Source organism: Flavobacterium notoginsengisoli, from assembly GCF_042686225.1.
Taxonomy (GTDB): domain Bacteria; phylum Bacteroidota; class Bacteroidia; order Flavobacteriales; family Flavobacteriaceae; genus Flavobacterium; species Flavobacterium notoginsengisoli.
Genome location: NZ_JBHUOT010000010.1, coordinates 163064 through 179263, shown reverse-complemented (window position 1 = coordinate 179263; position 16200 = coordinate 163064). Strand labels below are relative to the sequence as shown.

Genomic DNA, 16200 nt, shown 5'->3' with positions numbered 1-16200 from the left:
ATTATCATGAAAAAATATATTTATACTGCATTTGTCCTTCTTGGCTTAGGAACCGTTTCCTGCAATGAGGACTTTTTAGAAACTACTTCGCCTTCTAAATTAAGTTCACAAACGGTTTTCAATACAACTTCTATGGCTAAAGCTGCCGTTATGGGAGTTTATGGAAAAATGACCGATACTTATATTTATGGACAGAAATTGTCTGTAAACTGGCAGGGAGTGAGCGATATTGAAACTAACTCAGGATTTACCACAACAGGATATAACTCTACAAGTTCTGATTCTGGAGCGGGTAATTTTTATGATGATCCTTATAACACTACAACTAAATGGGAGAGTTTGTTTCAGTTTGCCGAATTGGCTTCATCTGCTGTAGATGGTATTCGCAATTCGCCTGTGTTTGAATCTAAAGCAAATGAGATGAAGCCTCTTTTAGGAGAAGCTTTAACTCTTAAAGCCTTAGCTTATTTTGAACTGGTTAGATTTTGGGGTGATATCCCTTATAAAGGCGAACCATCAAAATCGGATCTTTCTAATGTCTATATCGGAAAAACAGACAGAGATGTAGTTTACGCAGAATTGGTAAAAGATTTAACCGAAGCTGTAGGATACCTGCCATATCTTAAAATGGCTCCGGAATATACTACTGCTGAACGTATTTCTAAGGCTTTCGCTAAAGGGTTATTAGCGAGAGTGGCATTGTTTGCAGGAGGGTGGTCATTGCATGACGGTAATCTTTTCTCCGATGAGAATGTAGAACATCATCCAACCATGCAGGCCGAAAACGGATATTATGTAGGACGTGTTAAAAACTGGCGCGATTACTATCAAATTGCCGCGCAGCAAACGGCAGAAATTTTAGGCAGTTCAGAACATCAGCATAGTTTAGATCCTAATTATGAGAATATCTGGAAAACAGTTTGTAATCTAGGGCAGAATGCTTCAAATGAAAACTTATTCGAGGTTGCTTTTGGTCTTGGGAATAATGGAGACATTGGTTCATTAATGGGGTATGAAGTAGCTTCTAATACCAAATACGGTTCAAGAGGTTTTGGAGGAAGTTATGTGAGTTCACAGGCCTATTATTTTTATTCTTTTGACCCAGATGATTTACGCAGGGATACTACTTTGTCCTGGACCAGCTATGGAAGTGAAAACAAAGAGACAATGAAAACAGATGCTCTTAGTGTTAGTTTTGCAAAATGGCGTCTAGACTGGATGAATCCTTCTTATTTGTCTTTGCATAAAACAGCGAATTCCCGTATTGCCACTGGGGTAAATTGGATCATAATGCGTTATTCCGATATTTATTTGATGTTTGCTGAAGCAGAAAGCCAGTTATCTAATCCAGATAATGTTAATGCTGTAGCGAAAATGTCACCTCGTCATGCATTAGAAACCGTAAGAGCTCGTGCTTTTGGAGCAAACTCATCGAAAGTAAAACAATATGATGCTGATTTCTTCAATGCTATTGTAAATGAGCGTGCATGGGAATTTGGTTGTGAAGCTATTCGTAAACATGATTTGGTAAGATGGGGACTTTTATACGATAAAATTGAAACCATGAAAAAAACATTGTGTTTAATGCTGGACAATAAACAGACGGTTACCATTTTTGACAAAACGTATCAGGCATCTGACTTTCCGCAGACAATTTATTACAAGTTCAAGAATGCAGAATATATTGATAAGAGTTCGATTAATTATTATAGAAATTTAGGTGCCAGTCCTGGACCAGAATATTTATCCGCTTCGTGGTTTACTAAAAATGCGCAGAAGCCAACCAGCGGAACCAATAAAAATTATATTGACTGGCCGGTACGTATTTTATTAGCTGGTACAGGTATTAATAAATCGTATGATTATTCCAGTTTCTTAAGTTCTATGACTAATGGTGGAGAAATTCAATCCAATTTAGTGCAATACACCATGGGAAATAAAAGCTGTAATTACAGACATTATTTCTGTATTTATTATGAAGATTTATTTGAGTCTAAAGGTAATTTAACGAATTCTTTTGGATACTAAACCTAAACTTGTAAAATTGGAAGAAATGAAAAAAAATATAATATTCGGACTATTTTCTTTGCTTACTTTAGTGTTCGTAAGCTGCGAAAAGGATTATAATGACTGGGAAGTAGAAGAAGGACATGAACGTCTTTTTAAAGCTTTGATTTTTGAGGTTTCTAAAGTAGCATCTACTCAGGTAGAATTAAAATTCACAAAATCAATAGATGCCACTAAATACATTTTTGAATTTAGTAAAGATAGTTTACAATTCAATCAGATTGTAAAAACGGTCGAATTGAAAAGTGCTGATTTGGTTCCTTTTGCAACATCAACGAATCAGACCAAAGTAGAATATCGTGAACTATTTAGTGAGCTGGATGGTGATTCCGGTTATTCAGTTCGTATGAAAAGTGTAAGTGAAGCGACCGGACTTGAATCTAAACTAAGTCAGATCTTTTTTAGAACCCCTGCCGAGCAATTATTTAAAAGTTATACTCCGGCAGCAAATAGTTTAACTATTGACTGGACTATTTCTCCAAGAGTGACTAAAGTAGCTTTATTCGATCAGGCGGGAGTAAATATTAGAGAAATTCCTTTAACAGATCAGCAGAAAACAACAGGAACTTTAGTTATAGATAATTTAGCCATTGGAACCAGTTATATAGTAAAAATTTTGAATGAGTCAAATGTAAGAGGTTCGCTAAATGTTAGAACTACCGGTATATTTGATAGTACTATTTATAATGTACTACCCGCTGATAACGCAACTACAATTGCTGCAGCGATTAGTGGCCTCGTAGCTACGGGTTCTAAAAACTTTACTATTGTTTTCGATAAAAATACGACTTATAATATTGGAGGAGATATCACTATTCCGACTGGCGTTAATGATATTGCTTTTGTGGGAGTTGCTGATTCTAACGGAGTATTGCCAAAATTGCTTAATGCCCGTTTTAGAGTACAAACACAGATTAATGATTTAATTATTCAATATCTGAACACGACTTCTGCAGCCGCATTTTTTATTGATTTGGGAACCAAAAATGTACACAACATTAATATTGACGGCTGCGAAATAGATAATATTAACTCTATAGTACGTTTAAGTGGTACTTCTGTAGTCAATGATGTCAATGTTACCAATAGCAAGATTTCCAGAACAGGAGGTTATGGTGTTTTCAACGTAGCCGCAGGACAGGTTATTAATTCGATAACAGCTCAAAATTGCACTTTAACTGAAATCAGTACTCGTTTTGCTGATGTTCGTGTGGCAACAAAAATTAATTTTTCAAACATTACCTGCATAAATATTACTACTGCAATGGGGCATTTATGGCTTTTTGATAATGCAAAACCAGTACAGCTTACAATTCAGAATATGATTATTGGAGGGCCAAACGGAGGAGCTAAAATCAATAGTACCAACGGAACATACGCAAGTATTCAAATTTCATACACAGGTAGTTATATGACCAAAGATTTAATTGTTGATGCCAGACCATTTACAGGAATTACAGCAGTTCCTTTAGATATTTACGGTTTATTTGTAAATCCTGCTCTTGGTGATTTTCATATCAAAGAAGGTACAGGTTTCGCTGGTACAGGCGTAGCAGGAGATAAAAGATGGTTTTGATTTATAAATAATAATTTAAACAAGGGGAGTTATGATAATCATATTCCCTTTGTTATTACTATACTAACATTATATTTTTATTATGTATAAAAAACTAACAGGTACTGTAATCGGGATATTTTTTACCTACAGTATATTATCCTTTATGCCTTCTGAAAAACGATATAAAAATTTAGATCCTTCTAAAGAGAAATTAAGAAATCAAGAGCCTTTAGAAGAACCTTTTGCTTTTCCTGGAGCAGAAGGCGGAGGTTCTAAAGCAACAGGAGGAAGAGGTGGAAAAGTAATCAAAGTCACTTCTTTAGAAGATACTGATACACCGGGAACTTTGCGAAATGCCATCAATCAGAAAGGGGCAAGGATTATAGTTTTTGATATCAGCGGAACGATTTATTTAAAGTCAGCGCTGCATATTAAAAGCGGTGATATTACAATTGCAGGTCAGACCGCGCCGGGCGACGGTATTTGTGTGGCGCACTACGATGTAAGTGTCAGTGCTGATAATGTTATTATGCGATATCTTCGTTTCCGAATGGGAGATGTAAACAAAATCGAAGCCGATGCACTTGGCGGACGTTTTCAAAAGAATGTTATTATCGATCATTGTTCTGTAAGCTGGTCAACAGATGAATGTGTTTCTTTTTATCAGAACGAAAACTTTACGCTGCAGTGGTGTATTATTTCAGAAGCTTTAAAAAACTCTTTTCATGCTAAAGGTTCTCATGGATATGGAGGAATTTGGGGCGGTAAAAATGCCACTTTCCATCATAATTTAGTAGCCAGTAGTGACAGTCGTAATCCTCGTTTGGGCGAATATGCTAATCATGCTTTTGCTCTTACCGATTTAGTTGATTTACGGAATAACGTCATTTACAATTGGGGAGGCAATAGCTGCTATGGAGGTGAAGCTATGAATGTCAATATTGTAAACTGCTACTACAAACCCGGACCGGCAACTGTAAAAAAAGATAGAATTATTTCTATTGATAAAAATACAAAAGCGAATGTTTCGCCTAATCCTGTCTATAATATTTGGGGAAAATATTACATTAATGGAAATGTAATCGAAGGTTCTCCACAAACTACAAAAGACAATTGGACTTATGGCGTTTTCAATCAGTTTTCTCCCGGCTACGGTGCAGTTTCTGATGCTGATAAAAAGGCAATCAAACAAAATATACCCCACAAAGCTTTGCCTGTTACAACACACACGGCTCAAAAGGCTTATGATCTAGTACTACAATATGCAGGAGCATCTTTGATTCGCGATGCCGTTGATATTCGCATTATTAATGATGTCAAAAGTGGTAATGTAACGATTAAAGATGGAGGAAATGGCAGTAAAAATGGTATGATAGACACTCAGAATGCTGTAGGCGGATGGCCTAATTTAGCTTCTGGCATTACTTTAAAAGATACTGATAATGACGGAATGCCTGATGAATGGGAAAAAAATAACGGTCTTGATCCTGTAAAGAATGATGCAAATGGGCATAATCTCAGTAAAATCTACGACAATATCGAGGTCTATATGAATAGCATAATAGCTAAACAGACCGAAGAGCAGTTAAAATTATAATCCTTTTTAGAATTATTCAATTCGTTTTTGTTTTTTAGTCAGCTCCGCCTGCAGAAAATAGTTTTGTTTTTTGCAGGTAAGCCGACTATTGCAGACGTGTTTTATCTTTAGTACAAAATGAAAATAGTAAAATTTCAAAGAATAGCATTATTCCTTTGTTTCATACTGGCAACTGTCCAGTTAAAAGCTCAGAAGTTAGTATTGCAATACGACAAACCAGCATCCAATTGGAACGAAGCGCTTCCTATTGGGAATGGCCGTTTAGGTGCCATGATTTTTGGGAATCCTCAAAAAGAAGAATTACAGCTGAATGAAGAAACCATTTGGGCAGGCGAACCAGGTAATAATGTTCCTAAAAAGACCTACACTAATATTGAGACTATCAGAAAGCTGATTTTTGAAAAAAAGTACAAAGAAGCTCAGGATTTAGCCAATGAAACCTTCCCAAGACAAGCACCTAAAGATTTAAATTATGGAATGCCCTATCAGACGGCGGGCAGTTTGTGGTTGGATTTTCCTGAACACGAAAAATTTTCCAATTACAAACGAGATTTAGATATTGAAAATGCGGTCACTTCCGTTAGTTATAAAGTAAATGGCGTATCGTACAAAAGAGAAATTTTAGCTTCTTTTTCGGATGATGTCGTTATAGTAAAATTAACCGCAGACAAGAAAAAGAGCATTAGTTTTTCTATAACTTCTACAAGCCCGCAATTATTGAATTCGATTAGAACGGAAGAAAATAAATTAATTTTTGAAGGAACTTCAGGGAGCACTGATAATAAAATTGGAAGAATAAAATATGTTGGTCAAGTCGGCTGTATTTTGAAGGGCGGAACTTTAACCGCAAAAACAGACAGACTTTTGATTGATAAAGCAGATGAGGTTGTAATCCGAATTTCATTGGCTACTAATTTTAAAAATTATAAGGATCTCTCAGAAAATCCGTTTCAGAAATCTAAAACTATTTTAGAAAAAGCTGCTCAGAAAAACTATGCGACAGCTTACCAAAATCATGTTTCGGCTTACCAAAAATATTTTAATAGAGTTTCGTTGAATCTTGGCGATTCTCCTCAGTCTAAAAAAACAACTGATATAAGAATAAAAGAATTCAATACAAATTATGATCCGCAGTTGGTGGCGCTTTATTTCCAGTTTGGAAGATATCTGCTTATTTCCAGTTCGCAACCGGGGAACCAGCCAGCGAATCTTCAGGGAATTTGGAATCATAAATTGAGTCCGCCTTGGGATAGCAAATACACCGTAAATATTAATACCGAAATGAATTACTGGCCGGCTGAAACAACCAATTTGAGCGAGATGCATCAGCCTCTTTTCAGCATGTTGAAAGACTTAGCTGTTACAGGACAAGAAAGCGCAAAAGAAATGTATCATGCCAGAGGCTGGAACCTGCATCATAATACCGATTTATGGCGTATAACAGGCATAGTAGATGGCGGATTTTACGGAATGTGGCCTATGGGTGGCGCGTGGTTAACCCAGCATTTATGGCAACATTATCTTTATACAGGCGATACAGCATTTTTAAAAGAGTATTACCCAGTTATGAAAGGAGCGGCGCAGTTTTATCTTGATGTATTGCAGGAAGAACCAGAGAAAAAATGGTTAGTAGTATCTCCATCCATTTCTCCTGAAAATACGTATCAAGGCGGTGTTGGGGTTTCAGCAGGAACTACAATGGACAATCAATTGGTTTTTGATCTTTTTAATAATATTATCAATGCTTCTAAAGTGCTGGAAACGGATAAGAATTTTGCTGATTCCGTTGCTGTAGCTTTAAAACGATTACCGCCTATGCAGATAGGACAGTATTCGCAATTACAGGAATGGCTGCACGATTGGGATAAGCCAAATGATAAACACCGACATATTTCGCATTTGTACGGATTGTTTCCTTCAGGTCAGTTATCTCCTTTAAGAACGCCCGAACTGGTTGAAGCAGCTAAGAATACATTAATATCCAGAGGAGATGTTTCTACCGGCTGGTCAATGGGTTGGAAAGTAAATTGGTGGGCTCGATTATTAGACGGTAATAAAGCCTTTAAACTAATTAAAGATCAGCTTCGTCCGGCACCAATGGAAAGTAAAGGAGAATCAGGTGGCACTTATCCAAATCTTTTTGATGCACATCCGCCATTTCAAATCGACGGTAATTTTGGCTGTACCGCTGGTATATCTGAAATGCTCTTGCAAAGTTATGATGGTGTCGTTCATTTATTGCCTGCTTTGCCAGATGAATGGACAAAAGGAAATGTATCGGGATTGAAAGTTCAGGGAGGTTTTGAAATCGAAGAAATGAAATGGGATAAAGGCAGTATTATTTCAGTAACCATCAAATCAAATTTAGGAGGAAATCTTCGTTTGAGAAGTTATTCAAAACTAAAAGGTAAAGGATTGACAATTGCTACAGGAGAAAATCCCAATTCCTTTTTCAAAATACCAGAAGTGCAAAGTCCAAACATTTCAGCGAAAGCGAAACTAATTGGATTAAAAAGTCCAAAAGTTTTTGAATATGATATCACAACAGAAAAAGGAGGGAGTTATACTTTTTATGCTGAGGAATAATTTGAAAGAGAGGTATATTTTATATCAGAATGCTTTGGTTTTTGTCAGTAAGTACTAAAAAGTTTGATTTTTTGTCAAATACCCCCTGACATTTTGCGTATTGACCTCTCTATGTTCTGCGCTGAAAAGTAGTTTTGTGATTATAAATTTTGAATTATTCTCTCCAAAAATATGGAGTGAATGAGTAATACTTGATTAATAAAGGTTGTTATGTTTAAGTTTAAAAAAGAAAAAATAAAAATTCAGATGTTGAGACAGTTGGGTATTATGGCTCTTTTGTGTAGTTCCGTAATCGCATTTGGGCAGAATCAAAAAAAGTCGTTTTCAGTACAGCTAGCCGAATCTGTACTATATAATAATCCAGATGCATGGATGACCGATTTTCAGTCAAAACCGGTATGGGGTTATGTACAAGGTTTAGTTGCTCTTTCATTACAAGAAGTCAGTAAAGAAAAAAACGAACCAAAATATTTCGACTATGTCAAAAATACTTATGCTAATGTATTGATTAATAAGCAAGGAATTATTGACGGCTATCGTTTAGAGTCTTTTAAACTTGACGATATTAATTCGGGTAAGATATTATTTTCTTTATATGAGAAAACAAAAGACGAACGCTATCGCATAGCAATTGAAGCACTTCATGAACAATTAAAAAAACAGCCCAGAATCGATCAGGGAGCATTTTGGCATAAGAAAATTTATACCAATCAGGTCTGGTTAGACGGTTTGTATATGGGACTGCCGTTTTATGCACAGTATGCTGTAACATTTGGCGACGCTCAGGCTTTCGATGATATTACGAAGCAATTGTTAACTGTACAAAAGCATTTAAAAGATTCCAAAACAGGATTATATTATCACGGATGGGATGCCAGTAAAACCGTTTACTGGGCCAATCCTAAAACCGGATTATCACAAAACTTCTGGGGACGCGGCGTAGGGTGGCTATATATGGCATTGATAGATGTTTTAGAATATCTTCCTTCCAATCATAAAGATCGTAAAGCATTAGAAATCATGTTTCAGGATCTGACCGATTCTCTGTTAAAAGTTCAGGATCCGGATACAGGAGTATGGTTTCAGGTACTTAATTATCCAAAGCGTGAAGGGAATTATCGAGAAGCGACAGCCTCAGCAATGTTTGTTTATGGCTTAGCCAAAGGAATTCAATTAGAAGTTTTAAATAAAAAATACCTTAAACACCTGAAAAAAGCCTATTCAGGTTTTAGGAAAGAGTTCATTAAAATAGATGCCAATAAGCAAATAGAAATTACTTCGTGTTGCGCGGGAGCTGGTTTAGGTCCGGCAGACAATCTGGTTCGAAACGGGACTTATGATTATTATATTCATGAAGCGGTTAGATCTAATGACGGTAAAGCGATTGGTCCTTTTATAATGGCTTGTTTAATGCTGGAAAAGCATCCTCAATGGGCGGTTCTTTAATCTTAAATCGAAATTAAATATATTCAGATGAAAATAAAATATGTGGCATTTGCTTGTTTAGTCCTAACAAAAATGGGTAGTGTTTATGCACAAAAAAATACAGAAACGCTTTCTAAAGTTTGGGTATCCGACCTAGGAAATGGAAATTATAAAAATCCAATTATCTACGCCGATTATTCTGATCCCGATGTCTGCCGTGTGGGAAAAGATTATTTTATGACTGCTTCGTCTTTTAATTGTATTCCGGGACTTCCCATTCTGCATTCGAATGATTTGGTCAATTGGAAGTTAGTAAATTATGCGTTGCCAAAACAGCCTCCTGTAGAAACCTATGATAAAATACAGCATGGCAATGGAGTTTGGGCGCCTTGCATTCGTTTTCATAACGAGGAATATTATATTTTTTATCCAGATCCTGATTTCGGAATCTATATGACGAAAACCAAAAATCCCTATGGTAAATGGTCAGAACCTGTTTTGATTAAAGCAGCGAAAGGTATTATAGATCCCGCTCCTTTTTGGGATGAAGACGGTAAGGCTTATCTGGGATATGCATTAGCGGGAAGCCGTGCCGGAACCAAAAGTGTTTTAATGCTTTGTACCATAGATCCTGTAAGCTGTATGGCTAATGATGATGAGGTACTTTTGTTTGATGGTCATAAAAACCATACAACGGTTGAAGGCCCTAAATTCTATAAACGAAATGGCTATTATTATGTTTTTGCTCCTGCAGGTGGCGTGGCAACAGGCTGGCAGTTAATCTTGAGGTCTAAATCTATTTATGGGCCTTATGAAGAAAAAGTTGTTTTAGAACAAGGAAAGACAGTTGTAAATGGACCGCATCAGGGAGCTTGGGTGGACACGGTAACTGGAGAAGACTGGTTTATACATTTTCAGGATCAGGGCGCTTATGGACGAGTGGTACACTTGAATCCGATGAGTTGGAAAAATGACTGGCCGGTTATGGGAGTGGATAATGATAAAAATGGTATTGGAGAGCCTGTGCTGACTTTTAAAAAACCAAATGTAAATGGGCAATATCCTTTAGCAACTCCTCCAGATTCAGACGAATTTAATGAGCCTGTGCAAGGTTTACAGTGGCAATGGCATGCAAATAAACAGTTGGTTTGGGGGTATCCTTCGGCTGGTATGGGCTATTTCCGTTTGAATTGTATTCCAAAACCAGCGGATTTTAAAAGTTTATGGCAGGTGCCTAATATTCTGGCGCAAAAATTTCCTGCTGAAGAGTTTATGGCAACTTCTAAAATAACATTTACGCCCAATTTTGATAATGAACAATTTGGATTGGTTGTGATGGGAAGAAGTTATAGCAGTTTGACAGTTAAACGAATTAACGGACAATTAAAATTAATGCAGTTATCAGCTGCTAAAGCTGATAAAGGTGCTGCAGAAACAGGAACTGAAATAGCAACACTTTCTAATAACACTTTTTATTTCAGAGTGACGGTTCAAAAAGGAGGAAAGTGCCAGTTTTATTACAGTTTAGATGATAAAAAGTATTCCAAAGTAGGTTCTGAATTTATTGCTTCTGAAGGAACCTGGATAGGTTCAAAAGTTGGTTTTGTGGCTTTGAGAGAAGGAACAATAAATAATGCCGGCTATGCAGATATAGACTGGTTTAGAATATCTAAAATTGAAAAATAAGGTTTTAAGTTTAAGTTTAATTTTTTTTCGATCTGGTGGTTATGGTTTAAGTCATTAAGTATTTTTGTGGTTAATTGTAATTAGTTACTTTCACTTGCACTAGGATAAAAGAAGTCTTCGGACTTCTTTTTTTATTTCTAAAGAATTCTGTTTTCTAAAAAAGTTTTTTAACCACAACCCGAGCGATAGCGAACAGGCGAAGCAATTGCACAAATTTTCACAAATTAATTTCTACAGTTATTGGGCAGACTTTTTAGTTCATTAAAAAACTTAAACTTTAAATACTATTACTTAGCGTCTCTGCGCCTTTGCTAGCAAATTTCAAATTGGTTTACTAAATAATCTCGCAAAGTCGCAAAATCGCAAAGTTTTAATATGTATTCTCTTTTTTAGATTTTTAGTCGATCTAACTTTTATGTTTTTGTCGGTATTCTGTTGGAGTATCTCCGTATTTATTTTTAAAGGATTTAGTAAAATACTTCATGTCCGAAAAACCAGTCATATCAGCAATCTCTTTAATCAGTAACTGGCTGTCCGATAATAATTGTGCGGCACGTTTTATTCTAATATCACGAATAAATTCAACAGGAGAATAACCTGTTAAGCTTTTTATCTTATAATATAAAGTCGTTCGATTCAAACCTACAGTACTTCCGAGAATTTCAACAGAAAATTCATTATTGTCGATATTTTCTTCGATGCAATCCATGATTTTTCGCATCATTTCTTCGTCCTTGTCGCTTACTAAATGAGGTTTTGGTTCATAATCTTCTTTAGGATTAGGTTCGTTTTTTAATGTATTCTTATCATAGTTTTCAAAAATACTTTGTAAGCGTTTGCGCTGTTCCAGTAAATTCACAATACGGGCTCGTAAATAACTTACACTGAAAGGTTTGGTAATATAATCGTCGGCACCATAATTCATTCCCTCCAATTGACTTTCTATTGTTGTTTTTGCTGTTAATAATACAACAGGAACGTGACTGGTTTCGATGTTATTTCTAATTTTCTTCAGCAAATCTACTCCGTTAAGTTTTGGCATCATGATATCACTAATTACAAAATCTGGAGTGTTTTCGACTATTTTTTGGTATCCATCTTCGCCATCTTCGGCTTCAATTACTTCATAATCTTCTTCCAATACATTTTTTATAAAAGTGCGTAAATTCAAATCATCTTCAACAACTAATATTTTGACTTTTTCATTTGTCTTTTGTATCGTATTTTCTTCTTTTGCAATTTCGATTATTGCTGTAGGTTCTTCATAAAGAATTTCTACATCATCATTAAAATGATTATGGCCAATTTTAAAGTGTAAAGTAAAAGTACTTCCTTCATTGGCTTTACTGCTGAAAGTAATTTCTGCATGGTGCTGTTCCACTAATTCCTTAACCATTGAAAGTCCGATTCCAGTACTCGGATTATTGACATTGGTATTATAAGATGAAAATCGATTGAAAATGCGACTTTGAAAATCTTCCTGTATGCCTAATCCCGAATCGATAACCTGCAATTGCAATTGGTTTGACGTTTTTGTAATTTTTAATGTAATTGATTTTCTGTCTGGAGTATATTTAAAGGCATTGGACAACAAATTCATTAAAATCTTTTCTAACGCATTTTTATCAGCCCACAAACGAAAATCTTCTCCTTCGACTTCAAACAGATAGGTTATATTTCGTTCTTGTGCAGTCTCTAAAAAGTTATTGAATATATCGTTGGCAAACACCGTCAGATTAATTTCTGAAATCTGTAGTTTCTGATCCTGTATTTTTCTAAAATCCAGTATCTGATTGACTAAACGCTGTAATCTATTGGTATTTTGAGATACATAGGTCAATTGTTTTTTTACCACTTCAGAAGTTCTCGAATCATTGATAAGATAATCTATGGGACCGGTTATCAAAGTAAGAGGAGTTCGTAGTTCGTGCGAGATATCAATAAAAAACTTATTTTTCATTTCAAACATGTCTTTTTCCATTTGTGTATTGGTTTTCAATCGATACATGGTAAGGACTACGTAATTAATTCCTAAAATAATTCCCAATATCAACATGCAGTAAATAATGTAGGCAATCCAGGTATTCCATATCGCTGGCTGTACGGTAATATTGATCTGACGTTCATTGGCTACCCAGTTTCCTTGACTGTTGGTCGATTTTACCTTGAAAATATAATTTCCTTTTGGAACATTGGTATAAAACGCAGCATGTTGATCATTGGTATAATTCCAATTTTCATCAAAACCTTCCAGTTTATAAGCATATTTGATGTTTTCAGGATTAATATAATCTAAAGCAGCAAATTCGATATTAAAAAAGTTTTGATTGTGTTTTAATTCTATTACGGGATTACTGTCTATCGAGTATGATAAATTAAAAGGGGCATTATTACTATTTTGATTGTAAACCTGAAAATCAGTTAGGGCTAATGTTGGAATAGTATTATTAGATTTTATTTGGTTTGGGAAAAAATGAAGTAATCCTTCGGCATAACCAAACAATAATTCGCCGCTTTGTAATTTAATCCTTGTCGCTTCGGTAAAATTATTAAAGGTCATAATTGGCTTTACTTCCGAATATACTTCGAAGAGTTCGGCACGTGGATTAAAACGCGTCAAGATATAATCGGTTGTGATCCATAAATTTTGGTCATTGTCTTCTAATAATGATAAAATATTATTGGATGGAAGTCCCTCTTTTTGCGTATAATGTTTGAATTCTTTCGGATATCCCGATGCATCTCTGGTTGTGACTTTACTAATACCGCCATCAGCAGTTGCGATAAATGCCTGACCGCTTTTAGTCATACAGAAATCGATAATATCATTACTTTTTGGACAAGCTGTTTCCTGCTGTGTTTTTTCATAAACTTTAATAGAAGAAACTAGCTCTGGAAATCTTTTTTTGCCATCGACCACTAATAGTCCAGTTGTAGATCCGATATATAATATGCCTTGTTTGTCCTGTTTGATACAGCGAATATGCAAATGCTTCTCAAGCAACGTATTCTTTAATCGTCCATTCTGATTAATGAAATCTAAAGTATTTCCTCGTTTTCGAATTAAGTTTAATCCAGTTAAAGTACCAACCCATAAACGTTTAGACTGATCTTCAAAAATCGTATAAATATTATCATTACTTAAGCTGTTCGGATTATTTTCTGTATTCTTAAAACGCTGAACCTGATAGCTGTAGTTTTGATTTTTTTGAGTAAATTTAAAGAGTCCGTCTCCACGTGTACCAATCCATATTGTAGATTCTTTGTCTTGAATAATGCTATAAATTGGTTTTTTCCAGACAGCCTGAGGAACTAATTGTCCGTCAGGCGAAATGCATCCAAGTTTTTTAAAGTTTTTGTCAAAAAGAATGAGCTGATTTTGTTTATTCGCCACCCAAATATTTTCGTTTTTGTCTTGAAACATGGCACGCACATCTTTAATGCCTAATTTTATTTGAGGATTTTCAATTTTTAAAGCTTTAAAATTATTCTGGCTGAAAGTAACTTTTATAATTCCTGCGGTCTGTGTATTGTACCATAAATTGCCTTGTCGGTCAAAGTAAGCAATATGAAATTTATTGCTGAAGTTTCCTTTCGGAAAATAAGCTGTAGTTTCAAAAGGAATTAAACGATTGGTAGCAGCATCATATTTTGAAAAACTGCCATTATTGGGCTGTACCCAGATTTCTCCTTTTGTATTGGTCAATACTGTCGCTTTTACTGAAAACTGAGTTAATCCAGTTTCATCAGCACCTGCTGGAAAATAACTTACTTTTTTAGTTTTTATATTCACAGCATAAATTCCCGCCTCATCATTATTGGTAAACCATAATAGATCTTGTGTCAGCCTTATGACATTTATTTTCTTTTGTTCGAGATTTGTTATATCAGAAATTTTAAACTTACTTGTTTGTCCAGTATAAATGTTTAGTAAACAAAAATCAGCCTGCTCGGTTATGGCAATAACTGTGGAACTGTCTATTTTTTTTAGAATAATTATTTCACCATTTAAACCTAATTGATGAGTCCTGTAGTTTTGTGTTCCTTTTGTGTATTGAAGTAAATTACTGTTGGCTCCTCCAAACCATATTTCATCCTCTAGTTCAAGCGCACTGTAGAATACTTTTGTTTGTGAATTGGCGCCTAAGAGTGATTTTGGATTTGTCTGCAATTTATTTGCTTTGAGCAAGATAATACCTTGGTCAGTTAAAATCCAGCTATTTTTAGACTGATCTTCAAAAACTGTTATAACTTTATTGCTATTTAAACGTCCATTATCTTTACTAAAAATTTGATAGGAATAGCTGTTGTTTGTGATCGCAATACAGCCGTTATTTTTTGTAATAAGCCATACTAAACCTGATTTTTGAGGAAGTATCTGAGTAATTTCTATATTGTTTTTTACTACTTCTGGTATTAATTCTGCTCCCCAAAATTCGTTTAGAGCAGGATCAAAGCAATAAGCTTTGTTTTTGTTGGACAAAGTGCGCATCCAAATTTTTCCATAAGCATCTTCTGTAATCCAATCTATACGGTTGTTTTTCATCAAAACTTTATCCGTAGCTTCTGTTTTGTAGTTTTTAAATCTATATCCATTATACTTGCTCAAGCCGTTAGTGGTGGCAAACCACATAAATCCTTTTTTATCCTGAATAATATGATTGATAATATTGTGCGGAAGTCCGTCTTCAACTAAATAGTGGCTAAAATTGTAGTTTTGCTGGCAGTAAATGTGAAATTTGCTTAGTAATAAAAGTATTAAAATATAGCAGCATTTTTTTTTGAAAAAAGTCATCGAAGTGTAGTCTTGGTAGTAGTTTAGTATAGTTTACTAAAATAGGAAATTGTTTATTACAAAGACTAAAAAACAGTCAGTATATGAAATGATAAATTTTGTAAAATTGAGATAAAATGTTAGGAAATTTTATTCACAGCTTAATTTGTCAGAGATTTATAGAGTATTATAATATTTGGAATGCAAAAAAGAACAATCTATTATTTTATCATGGGATTTAAGCTGTCTTTTTGAAATTAAGGATATGATTTCATTTTAGATCGAAAAAGACATAAACTGTAAAAGAGAGCTTCTCTTTTTTTAAAGAAAAGAAGAATATGTTTGGTTATTTTGAAGGTTTGATACGTCTGTTTTTGTTAAAATTAGAATATTATTTTTGACTTTCTGAGAAGCTGCCAGCTCTTAATTATTTAATTGTGTAATTTATTGTTTGTTAATGGATTATGTTTGTTTGAGTAATGATTTAATTCTTTTTTAAATTCTCTG

The 16200-nt window shown here is 34.8% G+C and carries 7 protein-coding genes; 6 read left to right on the top strand and 1 reads right to left on the bottom strand.

Going from position 1 to position 16200, the window contains the following annotated elements:
* The first annotated feature begins 6 nt into the window (after nt 1-6).
* The 6 genes from ACFS3A_RS20670 (at nt 7) to ACFS3A_RS20645 (ending at nt 10919) form a co-directional block, all read left to right on the top strand.
* Entirely contained in the window at nt 7-2028 is a 2022-nt protein-coding gene (locus ACFS3A_RS20670) for a RagB/SusD family nutrient uptake outer membrane protein (RefSeq protein ID WP_379827458.1), read from the top strand.
* A gap of 25 nt (nt 2029-2053) precedes the next feature.
* Nucleotides 2054-3643 (top strand): hypothetical protein, encoded by a 1590-nt coding sequence (locus tag ACFS3A_RS20665; protein ID WP_379827457.1) that lies wholly within the window; start codon nt 2054-2056, stop codon nt 3641-3643.
* Nucleotides 3644-3725: 82 nt separating this feature from the next.
* Nucleotides 3726-5222, top strand: coding sequence for a pectate lyase (locus ACFS3A_RS20660; protein WP_379827456.1), 1497 nt, complete (start codon nt 3726-3728; stop codon nt 5220-5222).
* A 117-nt stretch (nt 5223-5339) separates the two neighbouring features.
* Nucleotides 5340-7808, top strand: a complete 2469-nt coding sequence (locus tag ACFS3A_RS20655) for a glycoside hydrolase family 95 protein (RefSeq protein WP_379827455.1) — start codon at nt 5340-5342, stop codon at nt 7806-7808.
* A gap of 210 nt (nt 7809-8018) precedes the next feature.
* Nucleotides 8019-9254: a glycoside hydrolase family 88/105 protein gene (locus tag ACFS3A_RS20650; RefSeq protein WP_379827454.1), complete on the top strand. Its 1236-nt coding sequence runs from the start codon at nt 8019-8021 to the stop codon at nt 9252-9254.
* A 27-nt stretch (nt 9255-9281) separates the two neighbouring features.
* Nucleotides 9282-10919, top strand: a complete 1638-nt coding sequence (locus tag ACFS3A_RS20645; protein WP_379827453.1) for a glycoside hydrolase family 43 protein — start codon at nt 9282-9284, stop codon at nt 10917-10919.
* A gap of 406 nt (nt 10920-11325) precedes the next feature.
* Here ACFS3A_RS20645 and ACFS3A_RS20640 read toward each other — a convergent pair whose 3' ends face one another.
* Nucleotides 11326-15714, bottom strand: coding sequence for a hybrid sensor histidine kinase/response regulator transcription factor (locus tag ACFS3A_RS20640; RefSeq protein WP_379827452.1), 4389 nt, complete (start codon nt 15712-15714; stop codon nt 11326-11328).
* Nucleotides 15715-16200: the final 486 nt, after the last annotated feature.

Coding starts and splice junctions, on each gene's coding strand:
- ACFS3A_RS20670 (WP_379827458.1), top strand. CDS start 7: ATGAAAAAATATATTTATACTGCATTTGTCCTTCTTGGCTTAGGAACC.
- ACFS3A_RS20665 (WP_379827457.1), top strand. CDS start 2,054: ATGAAAAAAAATATAATATTCGGACTATTTTCTTTGCTTACTTTAGTG.
- ACFS3A_RS20660 (WP_379827456.1), top strand. CDS start 3,726: ATGTATAAAAAACTAACAGGTACTGTAATCGGGATATTTTTTACCTAC.
- ACFS3A_RS20655 (WP_379827455.1), top strand. CDS start 5,340: ATGAAAATAGTAAAATTTCAAAGAATAGCATTATTCCTTTGTTTCATA.
- ACFS3A_RS20650 (WP_379827454.1), top strand. CDS start 8,019: ATGTTTAAGTTTAAAAAAGAAAAAATAAAAATTCAGATGTTGAGACAG.
- ACFS3A_RS20645 (WP_379827453.1), top strand. CDS start 9,282: ATGAAAATAAAATATGTGGCATTTGCTTGTTTAGTCCTAACAAAAATG.
- ACFS3A_RS20640 (WP_379827452.1), bottom strand. CDS start 15,714: ATGACTTTTTTCAAAAAAAAATGCTGCTATATTTTAATACTTTTATTA.